15 protein-coding genes are annotated in these 16,080 nt (G+C 63.9%); 6 read left to right on the top strand and 9 right to left on the bottom strand.

Annotated elements, in window-relative coordinates; all coding sequences use genetic code 11:
• Positions 1–5: 5 nt before the first annotated feature.
• The 4 genes from infB to HGR_RS03130 all read right to left on the bottom strand — a co-directional run bounded on the left by infB (position 6) and on the right by HGR_RS03130 (position 5,840).
• On the bottom strand, positions 6–2,849 hold the full coding sequence (gene infB / locus HGR_RS03145; RefSeq protein ID WP_006296631.1) for a translation initiation factor IF-2: 2,844 nt from the start codon (positions 2,847–2,849) through the stop codon (positions 6–8).
• Between the two features lie 160 nt (positions 2,850–3,009).
• On the bottom strand, positions 3,010–4,545 hold the full coding sequence (gene nusA / locus HGR_RS03140) for a transcription termination factor NusA (RefSeq protein ID WP_006296630.1): 1,536 nt from the start codon (positions 4,543–4,545) through the stop codon (positions 3,010–3,012).
• 56 nt (positions 4,546–4,601) lie between these two features.
• Positions 4,602–5,183 (bottom strand): ribosome maturation factor RimP, encoded by a 582-nt coding sequence (gene rimP, locus HGR_RS03135; RefSeq protein ID WP_039852210.1) that lies wholly within the window; start codon positions 5,181–5,183, stop codon positions 4,602–4,604.
• Positions 5,184–5,399: 216 nt separating this feature from the next.
• On the bottom strand, positions 5,400–5,840 hold the full coding sequence (locus tag HGR_RS03130; protein ID WP_006296628.1) for a Cd(II)/Pb(II)-responsive transcriptional regulator: 441 nt from the start codon (positions 5,838–5,840) through the stop codon (positions 5,400–5,402).
• A gap of 74 nt (positions 5,841–5,914) precedes the next feature.
• On the opposite strand from HGR_RS03130, the gene HGR_RS03125 reads away from it, so the two are divergent.
• From HGR_RS03125 to HGR_RS03115, 4 genes are read left to right on the top strand one after another with little or no spacing between them, the layout of a single operon-like run.
• Entirely contained in the window at positions 5,915–6,631 is a 717-nt protein-coding gene (locus HGR_RS03125) for a cation transporter (protein ID WP_006296627.1), read from the top strand.
• A 59-nt stretch (positions 6,632–6,690) separates the two neighbouring features.
• Positions 6,691–6,813, top strand: a complete 123-nt coding sequence (locus HGR_RS17950; protein WP_006296626.1) for a hypothetical protein — start codon at positions 6,691–6,693, stop codon at positions 6,811–6,813.
• Entirely contained in the window at positions 6,810–7,241 is a 432-nt protein-coding gene (locus HGR_RS03120) for a disulfide bond formation protein B (RefSeq protein ID WP_050797373.1), read from the top strand. The genes HGR_RS17950 and HGR_RS03120 overlap by 4 nt, the downstream gene beginning before the upstream one ends.
• Positions 7,238–7,909 carry a DsbA family protein gene (locus HGR_RS03115; protein ID WP_006296624.1) on the top strand — a complete coding sequence of 224 codons (672 nt, stop codon included), beginning with the start codon at positions 7,238–7,240 and terminating at the stop codon, positions 7,907–7,909. Before HGR_RS03120 ends, HGR_RS03115 begins: the two co-directional genes overlap by 4 nt.
• 6 nt (positions 7,910–7,915) lie before the next feature.
• Here HGR_RS03115 and HGR_RS03110 read toward each other — a convergent pair whose 3' ends face one another.
• From HGR_RS03110 to HGR_RS03095, 4 genes are read right to left on the bottom strand one after another with little or no spacing between them, the layout of a single operon-like run.
• Positions 7,916–9,553, bottom strand: a complete 1,638-nt coding sequence (locus HGR_RS03110; RefSeq protein WP_006296623.1) for an ABC transporter ATP-binding protein — start codon at positions 9,551–9,553, stop codon at positions 7,916–7,918.
• Entirely contained in the window at positions 9,550–10,662 is a 1,113-nt protein-coding gene (locus HGR_RS03105) for an ABC transporter permease (protein ID WP_050797375.1), read from the bottom strand. Before HGR_RS03105 ends, HGR_RS03110 begins: the two co-directional genes overlap by 4 nt.
• A 52-nt stretch (positions 10,663–10,714) precedes the next feature.
• Positions 10,715–11,746 (bottom strand): microcin C ABC transporter permease YejB, encoded by a 1,032-nt coding sequence (locus tag HGR_RS03100; RefSeq protein WP_006296621.1) that lies wholly within the window; start codon positions 11,744–11,746, stop codon positions 10,715–10,717.
• Positions 11,747–11,756: 10 nt separating this feature from the next.
• Entirely contained in the window at positions 11,757–13,568 is a 1,812-nt protein-coding gene (locus HGR_RS03095; protein WP_006296620.1) for an extracellular solute-binding protein, read from the bottom strand.
• Between the two features lie 116 nt (positions 13,569–13,684).
• Between HGR_RS03095 and fabI the strand changes: the two genes are divergently transcribed.
• Positions 13,685–14,470, top strand: a complete 786-nt coding sequence (gene fabI, locus HGR_RS03090; protein WP_006296619.1) for an enoyl-ACP reductase FabI — start codon at positions 13,685–13,687, stop codon at positions 14,468–14,470.
• Between the two features lie 263 nt (positions 14,471–14,733).
• Here the strand turns inward: fabI and HGR_RS03085 are convergent, their stop codons facing one another.
• Positions 14,734–15,519, bottom strand: coding sequence for a MipA/OmpV family protein (locus tag HGR_RS03085; protein WP_006296618.1), 786 nt, complete (start codon positions 15,517–15,519; stop codon positions 14,734–14,736).
• 203 nt (positions 15,520–15,722) lie between these two features.
• Between HGR_RS03085 and HGR_RS03080 the strand changes: the two genes are divergently transcribed.
• Positions 15,723–16,080 (top strand): response regulator (locus HGR_RS03080; protein WP_006296617.1); only part of this gene is annotated, 358 nt, incomplete at its 3' end.

Genomic DNA, 16,080 nt, shown 5'->3' with positions numbered 1-16,080 from the left:
TGCGCTCAGAGCGTGCGCGCGATTTCCTTGACCTCGAAGAACTCCAGCTGATCACCTTCCTTGATGTCGTTGTAGTTCTTGAGCTTGATGCCGCACTCGAAGCCTTCCTTGACCTCGCGCACATCGTCCTTCATGCGCTTGAGGGAGTCCAGCTCGCCCGTGTAGATGACCACGTTGTCGCGCAGCAGGCGGAAATGCGCGCTGCGCGTGACGTGACCGGAGGTGACCATGCAACCCGCCACCGTGCCGATCTTGGAGGCAACGAACACGGTGCGGATTTCCGCCATGCCGATGACTTCTTCCTTCTTCTCCGGCGCCAGCATGCCCGACATGGCTGCCTTCAACTCGTCCACGGCGTCGTAGATGATGTTGTAGTAGCGGATGTCGATGCCGTTGCCCTCGGCCAGCTTGCGCGCGCCCGCGTCGGCACGTGTGTTGAAGCCGATGACCACGGCCTTGGAGGCGATGGCGAGGTTGATGTCGGACTCGCTGATGCCACCCACGGCGGCATAAACCAGCTGCACCTTGACTTCGTCGGTCGAGAGCTTGAGCAGGGACGCGGCCAACGCCTCCTGGGAGCCCTGCACGTCGGCCTTGACGATGATGGGCAGGCTCTTGACCTCGCCCGCGGCGATGTCGGAGAACATGTTCTCCAGCTTGGCAGCTTGCTGCTTGGCCAGTTTTGTGTTGCGGAATTTGCCGGCGCGGTAAGTCGCGATCTCACGGGCGCGACGCTCATCGGTCAGCACCATGAATTCGTCGCCCGCCTGCGGCACCTCGGTCAGACCCTGGATTTCGACCGGGATCGAGGGGCCAGCGTTGTCGATCTTGCGGCCGCTTTCGTCCAGCATGGCGCGCACGCGGCCATAAGTCTGGCCGGCCAGCACCACGTCGCCGGCCTTGAGCGTGCCGCTCTGCACCAGCACGGTGGCGACGGGGCCTCGGCCCTTGTCCAGCTGGGCTTCGATGACCAAGCCCTTCGCGGCGGCATCAACCGGCGCTTTCAGTTCCAGCACTTCGGCCTGCAGCAGCACCTGCTCCAGCAGTTCGTCAACGCCCAGACCGGTCTTGGAAGAGACGGCCACGAAGGGCGAATCACCGCCGAAGTCCTCGGGCACGACTTCCTCGGCCACCAGCTCGGCCTTGACCTTCTCGATGTTGGCTTCGGGCTTGTCGGCCTTGGTCATGGCCACGACGATGGGAACCCCGGCCGCCTTGGCGTGCTTGATGGCTTCCTTGGTCTGCGGCATCACGCCGTCGTCGGCGGCGCAAACCAGGATGACGATGTCCGTGGCCTGGGCGCCGCGCGCCCGCATGGCCGTGAACGCCTCGTGACCCGGGGTATCGAGGAAGGAGATCATGCCGCGCGGCGTCTCGACGTGGTAAGCGCCAATGTGCTGCGTGATGCCGCCCGCCTCGCCCGCCGCGACCTTGGTGCGGCGGATGTAGTCCAGCAGCGAGGTCTTGCCATGGTCCACGTGGCCCATGACCGTGACCACGGGGGCGCGCGGCAGCGCGTCCGCCTGGTGGGCCGACGCTTCTTCTTCAGTGAAGGCTTCCGGATCGTCCAGCGCGGCGATGATGGCCTTGTGGCCCATTTCCTCGACCACGATCATGGCCGTGTCCTGGTCCAGCGGCTGGTTGATGGTGACCATCTGGCCCAGCTTCATCAGCACCTTGATCACTTCGCTGGCCTTGACCGCCATCTTGTGGGCCAGTTCGGCCACGGTGATGGTTTCGGGCACGTGCACCTCGATCACGCGCGCCTCCTGGGGCGCGGATGCGGCCTGGGCTTCCTCACGGTCATGACCACGCTTGCCACCGCGCGGGCCGCTGCGCCAGCTGCCGCGACCGACGCCGCCACTGGAGTCGCCACGCGTCGGGATGGCCTTTTTCTTGGCCGGATCCCCTGCCCAGCTGGACGACAGCTTGGCGGACTTGATTTCCTTGCCCGGTGCTGCGGGCGCGCCCGTCTTGGCCGCGCCGCCGGTGCCGGTCTTGGCCGTGGTGGAGGTCCCACCGGGATTCGCGTTCGCGGGCTTGTGCAGTGTGCCCTTCTTCGCGGCCGGGGCTTCTTCCTTCTTGGGCGGCGGGGGCGGAGCCTTCTTGGCCGGACTCGCCATCATCGTGCGGATGGCGGCGGCCTCGGCTTCAGCCTTGCGGCGGCGAGTGTCGAGGTCGGCGCGTGCGGCATCCTCGGCGGCACGGGCCTGCACGGCGGCTTGTTCCTTGGCGGCCTGGGCAGCGACCTGCGCCGCAGTGGGGTCCACCACGGGCGTGGGAGCGGCTTGAGGCGCAGCGGCAGCCTGAGCTGCGGCTTGTGCCGCGGCAGCTTCGGCGGCCCGCTCCTGGGCTTCCTGTTCCTCGCGCTGGCGGCGGCGCTCAGCCAGTTCTTCTTCCTGGCGGCGAATCAGCTCGGCTTGACGGCGCGCCTCTTCCTGGCGACGCGTCAGTTCCGCCTCGTCGATCACGGGCGCGGATGGGGTCACGGGTGCGACTTCCTCAACAACCGTGGACTCGGCCTCGACCGGAGTCTCGCTCTCGCCTTCCTCGCGGCGCACGAAGGTGCGCTTCTTGCGCACCTCCACCTGAATGGTGCGCGCCTTGCCCGTCGCATCCGCCTGCTTGATCTCGGTGGTGGATTTCTTGGTCAGGGTGATCTTCTTGCGCTCGGGGGCTGCCGTGCCATGGCTGGCCTGCAAGTGGCTCAGCAGACGCTGCTTGTCCGCGTCAGTCAAGGTGTCGGCGGCGGCGTTCTTGTTGACGCCAGCGGCTTTGAGTTGCTCGATCAAGGTGTCGGTCGGTTTCTTGAGTTCAGTGGCGAACTCGGCGACGGTGGTGCTGGACATGGTGTGTGACCCTGGTTTACGGCCCGGTGCGTTGCGTGAGGCGGCGGCTGTTTTGTTTCTGGTGCGCCGCCAGCGCAATGAGCGCCGGCCTTCAAGTTAATACTGTGAGTTCATGATGTTCTCTTGGTAGAGAAAGGATGGACGGTGCAAAGGCCTTGTCTTATGAGGAAGTCCCCGACGCCGCGGTTGCCGGCTCGTCCGTGAACCAGTGCTCGCGCGCCTTGAGAATCAAGGCCTTCGCGTCTTCCTCGCTGTGGCCGGTGATGACGGTCAGCTCGTCGATGGCCAGGTCGGCCAGATCGTCGAGGGTGTGCACGCCGCCATCGGCCAGCTTGGCGATCACGTCGGCGCTCAAAGGCTTGCCTTGGAACTGCAGGTCACGCAAGTCTTGCGACACCTCGTCCACGCTTTCCTCTCGGGCGATCTCGAGCGTGAGCAGCGCATCCTTGGCGCGCGCGCGCAGCTCGTTGACGGTGTCCTCGTCGAAGGATTCGATCTCCAGCATTTCCTGCAGCGGCACATACGCCACTTCCTCCAGGCTGGTGAAGCCCTCGGTGATCAGGATGTCGGCGATCTCCTCGTCGACGTCCAGCTTTTCCATGAAGAGCTTGCGCAGCGTGGTCGTCTCGTCCGCCTGCTTCTGGGCCGACTCGGCGGCGTCCATGATGTTGATCTTCCAGCCTGTCAGCTCGGATGCCAGACGCACGTTCTGGCCGCCACGGCCGATGGCGATGGCCAGGTTTTCCTCGTCCACCACCACGTCCATGGCGTGTTTTTCTTCGTCCACGACGATGGAGGAAACATTGGCCGGGGCCAGCGCGCCGATCACGAACTGGGCCGGGTCCTCGCTCCAGAGCACGATGTCCACACGCTCGCCCGCCAACTCGTTGGTGACGGCGTTGACGCGCGCGCCGCGCACGCCCACGCAGGTGCCAATCGGGTCCACGCGCTTGTCGTGCGAGAGCACGGCGATCTTGGCGCGGCTGCCGGCGTCACGGGCGCAGCTCTTGATCTCGAGCAGGCCCTGCTCGATCTCGGGCACCTCCTGGCGGAAGAGTTCAATCATGAACTCGGGCGCAGAGCGCGACAGCAGGATGGCTGGACCGCGCTGCTCGGTATTGACTTCCATGATCATGGCGCGCACTCGGTCGCCGGCGCGGAAATTCTCCTTGGGGATCATTTCATTGCGCTTGAGTCGGCCCTCGACACGGCCGCTTTCCACGATCAAGTCACCCTTGTCCATGCGCTTGACGGAGCCCACGAAGATCTTCTCGCCACGCGACATGAAGTCGTTGAGCAGCATTTCGCGCTCGGCGTCGCGGATCTTCTGCAAGATGACCTGCTTGGCGGCCATGGCGCCAATGCGGCCGATGGGCACGGACTCGACCGCCTCCTCGATGTACTCGTCGACCTCGATGTCGGGAATCTGCTCCTTGGCCTCGAACAGCAGGATTTCCTGGTCGGGCAATTGCAGGCCGGCTTCGTCGGGCACCACGTGCCAGCGGCGGAAGGTTTCGTACAGGCCGGTGTCGCGATCCACGGCCACGCGGATGTCCACATCGCCTTCGTAGAGCTTCTTCGTGGCCTGCGCGAGCGCAGCCTCGACAGCGCCAAACACCACGTCGCGCTCAACGTTCTTCTCGCGCGAGATGGCTTCCACCAGCATCAACAATTCGCTGTTCTTGATCGAACTCATTTCTGAATCCCCTTCAACACTTCAAAACCTCAACCATTCTTTAGTGGGTGATCGGCTCACGCGTCCGCCGCACCACGCCCCTTGAAATTCACCACCGGCGCCAGCCTGGCGTCGCGCAGCTCGTCCAGCGTGAAACCAAGCGCCTGCAACGGCGCCGGTTCGCGCTTCTTACTGACACGCTGCCCCGGCTTGGGCGCGGGCTCGTCGCTCCAGACGATCTGCCAGCCGCCTTGCGGCGCTTTTTCGAGCGTGCCGCGGAACTTCTTGCGGTTCGCCGCGACCTTGCCGCCGGCGGCGTCCTGCCCTGCCAGCGCGGCCGCGCCGATGGGTGCTTTCAACGTCACGTCGATCACCTGGCCAGCGAAGCGCTCGAAATCTTGCTCATGCCGCAGCGGCCGGTCGATGCCCGGCGACGACACTTCCAAACGCTTGTATTCGATGCCCTCGACTTCCAGCACATACTGCAGCTGGCGGGTCACCTTCTCGCAGTCCTCGACATTGACGAACTGCTCGTGCAAGCCAGGCGTCCAAGGCAAATCGATCGTGATGCGCAAGAGCCCCCCGGCGGAGCGTTCTATCTCCACCAGTTCGTAACCGAGCCCGGTCACGGTCTGTTCGGCAATCTCTTGCAGCGTCAACTTGATCTTGTCCTTGTCCGAATGCAATGCACCATCCCGTCGGCCACCTCGGCGCATGCACCGAGGCGTACCGCATGCGGCATGCACACTTGTGACGGGACAAATAAAAACGGGCGGTTGGATATCCGCCCGTTGGTCTAGATGCACCGAATTGTAGCCGAATTTTGGCGCAAAACCAAGGCCTGGCCCGGATTTTGCCCGCCGCCGGCGCTGGATTCAGGCCGGGTGCGCATGACAGGCGCAGGCCTCCCCATGCGCCGCGGCGACCAGATCGTTCAGGATGCCGCAGCGCCCGTTTTCATGACGCCCGTCGCAGCGCGACTGGAGCTGCAGCAGCTGCTTTTCGAGCGCCTGCATGCTCTTGAGTCGGGCGCGCACACGGTTCAGTTGCTCGGCCACCAGGGCATCCACCGCGCTGGCATCGGGCGATGCACCAGGTTGGTCGTCGATGAAACCCAGCAAGCGAGCCACGTCGGCCAGCGGCATGTCCAGCGCGCGGCAGTGGCGGATGAAAGCCAGCCGTTCCAGGTGCACGGTTTCGTAGTCCCGGTAGCCGTTGCTGCGCCGGGCGGGCGCGGGCAGCAACCCCTGTTTTTCGTAATAGCGGATGGTTTCCACGTCCACGCCCGTGGCGGCGGCCAAAGCCTTGATTTGCATGAGGCTCTTCCTTGAATTGAGCTTGACACTGTAGCAACTCCAGGGTTTTCAATGCAGGTTCAGGAGAAAAAACCATGTCAGCTCACTGCCACCACGACCACGATCTGAGCCTTGGCCAGATCACCCACCTTGCCCGCTACCGAGCCATCCTCTGGGTGGCCTTGATGCTCAATGCGGGCATGTTCGCCCTGGAAATCGCCGCAGGCATCCATGCCGGGTCCCTGTCCCTGCTCGCGGACGCGGTTGACTTCGCGGGGGATGCCCTGAATTACGGAGTCTCGCTGGCCGTGCTGGCCGCCGCCTTGCACTGGCGGGCCCGTGCCGCCCTCGTCAAATCGCTGTCCATGATGGGCTTTGGCCTCTATGTTCTGGGTCACGCGGTCTGGTCCATCTGGCATGGCGGCGTACCCGAAGCCATGACGATGGGGGTCGTCGCCACGCTGGCCCTGGTGGTGAATGTCGCGGTGGCCGCCATGCTCTACGCTTTTCGCGAGGGCGATGCCAATATGCGCAGCGTCTGGCTGTGTTCGCGCAATGACGCCATTGGCAACGTCGCCGTCATGCTGGCGGCGCTGGGCGTCTTTGGCACCGGCTCGGCCTGGCCCGACCTCTTGGTTGCCTCCTTGATGGCCGCGTTGGCCTTGCAGGGCGGCTGGCTGGTGCTGCGCCAGGCACGCGCGGAGCTGCGTCATGGCGCAGCAGTTCAGGCGCAGCCGCATCGTGCACACGGGTGCGCGCACGGTTGCACGCATGACCACGACGATGAGGGACATCATGGGCATGCCCACTGAATTCCAAAGAGCGACCCCACCACCTCTCCAGTGCTGATAACGATGACCAGGAAAACTTCATGCCGCATCTGCACACTCACCTGCGGATGCGGCATGTGGCACTGCTGATCGATCCGGCTTTGCAGACCTTGATCGACAAGGCGCTTGAGGCGACTCATCCCTCTCCCTCTGACACACCATGAGCATCGGCATGACACGATCCGCCTGGCTCCTGCTTTTTGGGGCCGCCTCCGCGGCCCTGATCGCGTCCGCGTCGGCCTTGTTTCTGGGTGAGGTCATGGGCATGACACCGTGTACCTTGTGCTGGTACCAGCGAATCGCGATGTTCCCTCTGGCCTTGATCCTCGGTTGGGCCTGCATGACCAGTGACCGGTCCGGCGCGGTCTACGGACTCCTGCTGGCCGTGCCGGGTCTTTTGGTGGCCGTCCATCACAGCCTGCTGATCTCCGGCCTGGTACCTCAGGTTTGGGCGCCCTGCGGCGCTGGCTCCTCTTGCCTGAAGCAGGATTTGGCTTGGTTGGGGGGTATTCAACTGCCCTGGTTGTCGCTGCTGGCGTTTGCCTTGATCGTCGCCCTGCTTTCCTTGCATCTGAAGAAAACATCTGCATGAAGATCATGAAACCGCACGCCCGGACCCTCGCCCTTCTCGCGCTGCTGATCACGGTGGTGGCCGTGTTCGTGCTGGGCGTCATCACCTACCAGCGCCATGAGCGGGACGCCTCGAGCCGCTTGCTCGCGGTCCACTCGCAACGCCTGGTGCGCATGCACGCTGCCGTGGCGGGTCCACAGGATGCGCCCGTCACGATCGTCGAGTTTTTCGACCCTGCTTGCGAGACCTGCCGCGCCTTCCACCCCATCGTCAAGGATCTGCTGCGTCAGTATCCGAAGGAAGTCCGCTTGGTGGTCCGTTACGCCCCCTTCCATCCAGGCTCGGACGATGTGGTGCGTCTGCTCGAGGCCGCCAAGCGCCAGGGCAAGTACTGGGAGGTCCTGGACATGGTGCTGGCCGCCCAGCCGTTGTGGGCCGACCACGGCCAACCCGACGTCGGCAAGGCCTACGCGGCTGCGGCGCAAACCGGACTGAACCTGGAGCAGGCCCTGGCGGACGCCGCGTCCGCGGGCATCGAGTCGGTGTTGCGGCAAGACATCGAGGACCTGACCGCTCTGGGAGTGAACAAGACCCCCACCTTCTTCGTCAATGGGCAGTCCCTGCCCAGCTTCGGCGAGGAACCGCTGCGCAGGCTCGTGGCCGAGGAAGTCGCCAGGGCCCAGCGCTGAGGCCGCTCAAGGTGTGGCGGCGGCCTGCACCAAGGTTTGCGTGTAGGGGTGCTGGGGAGCGTCCAGCAAGGCGAGTGCCGGACCGGCTTCAACAACGCGTCCGGCCTGCATGACCAGCACCTCATGCGCCATCGCGCGGATCACGTCCACGTCGTGCGTGATGAGCAGGTAGGCCAGGCCGTGGTCGCGTTGTAGGCGCTGCAGCAATTCCAGGACCTGTTTCTGGATGCTCACGTCCAGCGCGCTGGTGGGTTCGTCTAGCACCAGCAGGCGCGGCCGCACCGCCAGCGCTCGGGCGATGGCGATGCGCTGGCGCTGGCCACCGGAGAACTCGTGCGGGTAGCGCTGCAGGAAGCCTGGGAATTGCCGCTCGTCCAGGCCAACCTCGGCCAAAACCTGGGCCACCCGTGCCCGGCGCCCCGGCGCATCCAGTTCCGGCATGTGCACGCCCAGGCCTTCGCCCACGATCTCTTCGACGGTGCGCCGCGGCGAAAGCGAGGAAAATGGATCCTGAAAAACCACTTGAACTTGACTTCTCAAGCTCTTGTTTTCCTTTTGTTTTTTGCTCCAGTGCCGCCCAAGGACAAGCAGTTCGCCGCCGACATCCTGCTGGGGCAAGAGTCCCAGAACAGCCAATGCCAGGGTGGATTTGCCCGAGCCAGACTCCCCGATCACACCCAGGGTGCGGCCAGCCTGTAGCTCGAAATCAGCCTCGTGCACGGCCACGAACTCCCCACGCCTGAACCACCCGCGCAAGCCGGGCTGGGCGACCGGATAGCGCACCCGCAAACTGCGGGACATTAGCAAAGGGGCTGCCTGGGTGTCCGGCCCGGGCGGGGTGTCCGTGTCCGGCACAAGACGCTGCGGCCGGCTGGCGATCAGGTTGCGGGTGTAGGCGTGCTGCGGTCGGTTGAACACCGCATCCACCTCGCCCTGCTCCACGATGTGGCCGTTTTCCATCACGATGACACGCTGCGCGAAGCGGCGCACGAGGTTCAGGTCGTGCGTGATCATGAGCACGGCCATGCCATGCTTGCGTTGCAGGTCGTCCAGCAGGTCCAGGATTTGTCCGCGCAGGCTGACGTCCAGCGCGGTCGTGGGCTCGTCGGCCAGCAGCAGGCGCGGCTGGCAAGCCAGGGCCATGGCGATCATGGCGCGCTGACGCTGACCGCCGCTGAGCTGGTGCGGATAGGCCGCTGCGCGCCGCGCCGGCTCGGTGATGCCGGTATCGGCCAACAGGTCCACCGCGCGTGCCCAGGCCGCCTTGCGGCTCAGCCCCAGCTTGATCTGCAGCACCTCGGCGATCTGGTCGCCGATCGTATAGAGGGGGTTCAGGGCCGTCATGGGCTCCTGGAAGATCATCGCGATGTCGCGCCCGCGCACGCCGCGCAAGACCCGCTCCCCCAGTTGCAGCAGATCGAGCGGTCCACCCCCGCCTTCTAGCCCCTGGAATTGGGCGCGGCCTTCCACCCGCGCATCGCCCAGCAAGCGCAGCAGGCTCAGCGCCGTGACGGTCTTGCCCGAACCCGACTCGCCCACCAGGGCGACCTTCTCGCCGACGGCGATGTCGAAGTCGATCCCGTGCACCACTTCCTTGCCGTCGAAAGCGACCCGGAGGTTCTTGACTTGCAGCAACCCGCTCATGGCGTGGCCTTCGCGCTCTGCGTGGGCGCGGGTGAACTCACATCCCGCTTGCGGGGGTCGAGCGCATCGCGCAACGCGTCCCCCATGAACGTCAGTAGCAACAGGGTGATCACCAGCACGCCAAAGGTGGAGAGCGAGATCCACCAGGCGTCGATGCTGTTCTTGCCCTGGGCCAGCAGCTCGCCCAGCGACGGGGTACCCGGCGGCACGCCAAGGCCCAGGAAATCGAGCGAGGTCAGCGCGAGGATGGCCGCGCTCATGCGGAAAGGCAAAAAGGTCACCACGGGCGTCAGGCTGTTGGGCAGCACGTGCCGCCAGATGATTTGCGCATGCGACAGGCCCAATGCCCGCGCCGCGCGCACATAGTCGAGCTGGCGATTGCGCAGGAACTCGGCGCGCACGTAGTCGGACAGGCCCATCCAGCCGAACAGGCTGAGCAGGATCAGCAGCAGCGCCAGGCTGGGCGCGAACACGGCGCTGAAAATGATCAGCAGGTAGAGCTCGGGCATGGAGCCCCAGATCTCGATGAAGCGCTGGAAAGCCAGATCGGTCTTGCCCCCAAAGAAACCCTGGATGGCACCAGTGGCCACGCCCAGCACCACGCCCGTGACGGTGAGCGCCAGGGCGAACAGCACGCTCACGCGAAAGCCGTACAGCAATTGCGCCAGCAGATCGCGCCCACGGTCGTCCGTACCCAGCCAGTTGTCCCCGGTGGGCGCCGAGGGGTTGGGCGACTTGGCGAAGTAGTTGAGCGTGTTCGGGCCATAGGGGTTGAGGGTGTACAGCACCCAGTTGTCGCCGGCCTTGAGGCGTTCCTTGATGTAGGGATCGAGGTAGTCGGTGGGCGTCTCAAAGTCGCCGCCGAAAGTGGTCTCGGGGTAGTCCTTCAGCATGGGAAAGTAGGTCTGCCCTTCGTAGCGCACGATCAACGGCCGGTCGTTGCTGATCAGCTCGGCCCCCAGGCTGATCAGCACCAGCGCGGTGAAGATGATCAGGCTGTAAAAGCCCAAGCGGTTGCGCCTGAAACGCAGCCAGGCTCGGCGCGAGGGTGACAAGGACACTGGCGCAGTGGCCGAACCTTGCACGGCCTTGGCGCGTCTCTTCGCCATCGGGCTGCTCTGGCGCGGTGGGATGGGGTCGGTGGCGGGAGAAGTCATGGGGTCAATCAAACTTCACGCGGGGGTCCGCCCACACATAGCACAGGTCACTCACGAGTTTGGTGACCAATCCAATCAGGGTGAACAGGTACAAGGTGCCCAGCACCACCGGGTAATCGCGACGGATCACGCTCTCGTAACTGAGCAATCCCAGGCCGTCCAGGGAGAACAAGGTTTCGATCAACAGCGAGCCCGTGAAAAAAGCACCGATGAAGGCGGCAGGAAAACCCGTCACGATGGGGATCAGCGCATTGCGGAAAACATGTTTCCACAGCACCTGCCGCTCCGTCAGCCCCTTCGCGCGTGCCGTGAGCACATATTGCTTGCGTATTTCTTCCAGAAAGGCGTTCTTGGTCAACATGGCCGTGACCGCGAAACTGCCCAGCACCATGGCCGTGACGGGCAGCGTGATGTGCCAGAGGTAGTCCACGATGCGCGCGCCCCAAGACAACTCTTCCCAGTTGGGCGAGGTGAGCCCGCGCAGCGGGAACCACTGCAATTGCCCGCCAAAGATGACCAGCAGAGCCACGCCCAGCACAAAGCCCGGAATGGCATACCCCACCAGGACGATCAGCGTGGTGACCAAGTCAAAACGCGATCCGGCCCGCACCGCCTTGGCCACGCCCAGTGGCACGGCCACCAAGTAGCTGATGAGGAAGGTCCAGAGGCCTAGGCTGATGGAGACGGGAAGTTTCTCGACGATGAGATCCCAGACTTCCTTGTTTTGAAAAAAACTGCGTCCCAGGTCGAAATTCGCGAACTGCACCAGCATCTGCCAGAAACGCTCATGGGCGGGCTTGTCAAAGCCGTACAAGGCCTTGATCTCCTCGATACGTTGAGGCGCCACCCCCTGATTGCCGCGGTAGCTGATGCCACCCGATTCCACGCCACCACGCCCTGCTGCCGAGCGGGCCTCCACGAGGTATTGCTCCACCGGTCCGCCAGGCACGAACTGGATCACCACGAAGGTGAGGAGCAGAACGCCCAGGAGGGTGGGCAGCATCAGCAGCAAGCGTTTGACGATGTAGGAGAACATGGCGGCGAGGTCAGTGAATCGGGACGAACCACCAGGAGGACATCAGCCACTCCTCCGCCTTGGCATACGGCGGCATGGGCTGCTGGTAGGCCAGTCGCTGCTGGTTGTACACCATGCGGTGGGACAGCAAGGTCCACTGCGGGATCAGATAGTGGCTGTGCATGATCACCCGGTCCAGAGCACGGCAGGCGGGCAGCAACTCCGCCTGGTCGCGTGCGCGGGTCATCGCAATCACCAAGGCATCCACAGCAGGGCTCTTGACGCCGGTGTGGTTGCTAGATGCCTCCACGTCAGCCCCTTGGCTCCCGAAGATTTCCAGCATCTCCTGGCCAGGGTTGTGTGTGCCCTGGTACGCGAGCGTGATGATGTCGAAATCGAATTTGTCCAAGCGTTGCATGTACAGCGCGAAATCCACGGTGACAAAACGCAGGGAGATGCCCAACTTTTCGAGGTTACGCGCCCAGGGCGTCACGCCTCGAAGACCGCTTTCCCGGCTATCGAGGTACTCCAACACCATGGGGGCGCCCTGGCTGTCGCGCAAGGCCCCGTCGCGGTACGTCCAGCCTGCGTCAGCCAACAATTGCCGCGCGCGGCGTAAGTTGTTACGCAAGGATTGCCCCTCACCGTCGGTCGTGGGCGGCTTGTACATGGGGCCGAACACGGCGTCAGGCACCTTGCCGCGCCAGGGCTCCAGCAAGGCAAGTTCCTTCGGATCCGGCGTGCCGGTGGCCTGGCAGGCCGTGTTGCCAAATAGGTCTTGCACGCGTGGGTACCCGCCATAGAACATTTGGCGGTTCATCCATTCATAGTCGATCGCCAAGCCCAATGCCTCGCGCACGCGGACATCCTTCAGCTGAGGGCGACGTGTGTTCAGTACATAACTTTGGAAGCCCGCGGGCAGTTGATGGGCCAACTCCTTCTTGACCAACACGCCCTGTCGAAACAGCTTGCCATCGATGCGACGCGCCCAATCGCCCGCCGAGTAGATGGTCATGAAGTCGAACTCTCCGGCTTTGAGTGCTTCCAGCCGTGCCGTGTTGTCCTTGTATATCTTGACGGTGATGCGGTCAAAATTGTTGGACCCCCGGTTCACGTTCAGTCCGCTGCCCCAGTACTTCGGGTCGCGCACATAGGTGATGTCGCGTCCGAAACTGACCGGACCGATGCGGTAAGGTCCACTGCCGATGGGGGTGTCCACCACGATATCGTCAAAACGTTTGAGCTTGCCATCGGACTGACGCCCCCAATCACGGCTGAATATCGGAATGCTGCCGACGATGAGCGGCAATTCCCGGTTCGGTACCTTGAAGCGGAAACGCACCGTGCGGGTGTCCAGCACATCAAGACCCGCGACTTCGTGCAACAGCGTCGCGTAACTGGGCTGGGCATAAGGTCCAATCAGCGTCTCGTAGCTGTGCTTGACGTCCGCCGCCTCCACGGGCTGGCCGTTGTGAAACCGTGCCTCGGCCCGCAAGCGGAAGGTAGCGCTCAACCTGTCTTTCGGCACGTCCACGCTCTCGGCCAGCAATCCGTAGGCGGACGCGGTCTCGTCCATGGAACCCACGAGCAAGGTTTCAAAGATCAGCTGCGCCAGGTAAGCGGGCGGCGAACCTTTGATGGTGTAGGGGTTGTACTTGTCGAAAGTCGAGTAGCGCAGATTGCTGACCATCCGCAACTCGCCGCCCTTGGGAGCGTCAGGATTGACATAGTCGAAGTGCGCGAAGCCAGGCGGGTATTTCAAGTCGCCCCAGAGGGCATACCCGTGGGCCGCCCAGGCCGGAATGCCACAGGCCCAGAGAAGAAGAATCAGCCAAAACCGCATGCGACAATTCTGCACTACGTTCAGTGCACCCCGCAACGAATCATGTGATCGACCTGCGGTTGTGCTGCCCGATCCCACAACAGACACTGCCCTCAATTCCACAGGAGAGAAGAACCATGGGTTTTCTGACCGGTAAGAAGCTGCTCATCACCGGCGTTTTGAGCAATCGATCCATCGCCTACGGCATTGCCAAGGCCTGCCACGCGCAGGGCGCGGAATTGGCCTTCAGCTACGTCGGCGAACGCTTCAAGGACCGGATCACCGAGTTCGCCGCCGAATTCGGCTCCAAGCTGATCTTCGATTGCGATGTCGGCGATGACGCGCAGATCGAGAATCTGTTCAAGGATTTGTCCGCCACGTGGCCAAAGATCGACGGTTTCGTCCACGCCATCGGCTTCGCACCCCGTGAAGCGATCGCGGGCGATTTCCTCGAAGGCCTGTCGCGCGAAGGTTTCAAGATCGCGCACGACATCAGCGCCTACAGCTTCCCGGCCATGGCCAAGGCGGCCCTGCCCTACCTGAACGACAAGGCCGCCGCGTTGACCTTGACCTACCTTGGCGCCGAGCGCGTGGTGCCGAACTACAACACCATGGGTCTGGCCAAGGCGTCGCTGGAAGCCTCGGTGCGCTACTTGGCTGAATCCCTGGGCTCCCAGGGCCGCGGCCTGCGCGCCAACGGAATTTCCGCCGGCCCCATCAAGACCCTGGCGGCCAGCGGCATCAAGGATTTCGGCAAGATGCTCTCGGCCGTGGCCGCGGCGGCGCCGATCCGCCGCAACGTGACGATCGAGGACGTGGGCAACGTCGCCGCCTTCCTGCTGTCTGACCTGGCGGGCGGCGTGACGGGCGAGATCACCTACGTGGACGGCGGCTACAGCAAGGTCACGGCTGGCATGGCCTGAGCATCGCGAGTCAGTCCTTTCAGGACGGCTGTGGAGGTCAGCCGTCCTGGTTCGAGCAAGGCAAACCGCCCCGGCCTTGCGCCTGACGCCACAACGCCAACGCTTGGTGGCCAGCCAATGACCAAACCCAGGACGCCAAGGCGTCCAGCGTGATCCAGGCGCCGACGAGCACCCAACACCCCCACGCCGAAGTTCGCTCTCGCCCGAGAATGCCGAATGGCGACGCTGTAGCCTTCATGCCTTGGTCCTGCCCAGTGCTCAGCTCAATAGCGGTAAACCAAAGCGGTCATGGCCAAGTAATTGTTTTTGACCTGCACGATGGGGCTGTCAGCAGCATCACCCACCAGACGGCTCACGCCGGCAGTGGTTCTCACCATCCAGTGCGGCGTGAAGACATGGGTCCAGTCGATGGCTAACTTCAGGCTGTCCACGCCACCTTGGGGCGTGTAAGCGTCAAAGCGGCTGTTGACCGATTGCCTGTCGGTCACGCCAAAAAAAGTCTGGGCATAACGATCACTGCCCGCATGCACGCTGCCCGTGAGGTTGACCTGATCGGTCGGCATTGACCACAGTGATGCAGTTAGATCGACGCGCCCACCCAGTCCGCGCCGGGTCTCCGTGATCGGCTGGTCCAGCGTCGCGCTCAAGCTCAGATCACCCGGCAGGCGCACGCCGACCTGCAGCAGGATCAGCATCGAACCGGGGATGTCGCCCATTCCTTTGAGGTGGTCCGAGCCGGGCAACAGGTAGCGGTCCTGGTCGGTGCGGCCATCGTCGTAGCCGAGCGCCACCGAGGCGAAGACCCCGTGGGAGAACTGCGTCCGGTAGCCGAGACCCTCCAGTGGATTGAGGAAGACACCGTTGTCGAACTCGGCGGCGATGATCGGCACAACGACGGGCCGGTAATCCCGGCTGCCCTCGTAGCGCGGCGTCACGCCACCCGCGAGCGACATCAGGTAGACATTCTCGGCTTGGGCTGCCGGATGCGCCGCGAGGCCCAGGCCCAGCAGCGTCACAAGGAAAAGGGTTCGGAAAAAAGTGACGCGCATGTTCGATAGGGTTTCAGAAGGGGGCCTTGAGTCTAGGGAGGCGGCGCGACGGTGTCTGTTCCGAAGCTGCGCGAATCTGTGCGCAATTGTGTTCAAGCGTGCGCGGGCGCTGCAGCCTGCGTACCTGGGCCTAGAATCCGCGCGGCCCCAGGGCGAGAGAAGATTCCCGGGCCAACCCAAGACCGAGAGGACGGATAACACCGATGGCCGAGGCAGCGCCGCTCAAACACCCCGTGCTGCTGATCGAGGACGATGACCGTCTCGCGCAGCTCATCGCGGAATACCTGGACGGCTACGAATTCGCCGTGACCATCGTGCGCCGCGGCGACCTGGCCGAAGACGCCGTGCGCGCGCAGCAGCCGGCCCTGGTCATCCTGGACCTGATGCTGCCCAACATGGACGGCATGGAAGTCTGCCGCCGGCTGCGTCGCTTTTCCAACGTGCCCGTGCTCATTCTGACGGCCCGCATCGATGTGTACGATCAGATCGCCGGCCTGGAGGTCGGCGCCGACGATTACGTGCTCAAGCCCGTGGAGCCGCGCGTGCTGGTGGCTCGGGCCC

It is taken from the genome of Hylemonella gracilis ATCC 19624, from assembly GCF_000211835.1.
Lineage (GTDB): Bacteria > Pseudomonadota > Gammaproteobacteria > Burkholderiales > Burkholderiaceae_C > Hylemonella > Hylemonella gracilis.
The sequence above is the reverse complement of the archived record's forward strand: the minus strand, read 5'-3'. Positions and strand labels throughout refer to the sequence as shown.

Coding starts and splice junctions, on each gene's coding strand:
- HGR_RS03130 (WP_006296628.1), bottom strand. CDS start 5,840: ATGCAAATCAAGGCTTTGGCCGCCGCCACGGGCGTGGACGTGGAAACC.
- HGR_RS03085 (WP_006296618.1), bottom strand. CDS start 15,519: ATGCGCGTCACTTTTTTCCGAACCCTTTTCCTTGTGACGCTGCTGGGC.
- HGR_RS03110 (WP_006296623.1), bottom strand. CDS start 9,553: ATGAGCGGGTTGCTGCAAGTCAAGAACCTCCGGGTCGCTTTCGACGGC.
- HGR_RS03105 (WP_050797375.1), bottom strand. CDS start 10,662: ATGGCGAAGAGACGCGCCAAGGCCGTGCAAGGTTCGGCCACTGCGCCA.
- HGR_RS03120 (WP_050797373.1), top strand. CDS start 6,810: ATGAGCATCGGCATGACACGATCCGCCTGGCTCCTGCTTTTTGGGGCC.
- HGR_RS03125 (WP_006296627.1), top strand. CDS start 5,915: ATGTCAGCTCACTGCCACCACGACCACGATCTGAGCCTTGGCCAGATC.
- HGR_RS03115 (WP_006296624.1), top strand. CDS start 7,238: ATGAAGATCATGAAACCGCACGCCCGGACCCTCGCCCTTCTCGCGCTG.
- nusA (WP_006296630.1), bottom strand. CDS start 4,545: ATGAGTTCGATCAAGAACAGCGAATTGTTGATGCTGGTGGAAGCCATC.
- HGR_RS17950 (WP_006296626.1), top strand. CDS start 6,691: ATGCCGCATCTGCACACTCACCTGCGGATGCGGCATGTGGCACTGCTG.
- infB (WP_006296631.1), bottom strand. CDS start 2,849: ATGTCCAGCACCACCGTCGCCGAGTTCGCCACTGAACTCAAGAAACCG.
- HGR_RS03100 (WP_006296621.1), bottom strand. CDS start 11,746: ATGTTCTCCTACATCGTCAAACGCTTGCTGCTGATGCTGCCCACCCTC.
- fabI (WP_006296619.1), top strand. CDS start 13,685: ATGGGTTTTCTGACCGGTAAGAAGCTGCTCATCACCGGCGTTTTGAGC.
- HGR_RS03095 (WP_006296620.1), bottom strand. CDS start 13,568: ATGCGGTTTTGGCTGATTCTTCTTCTCTGGGCCTGTGGCATTCCGGCC.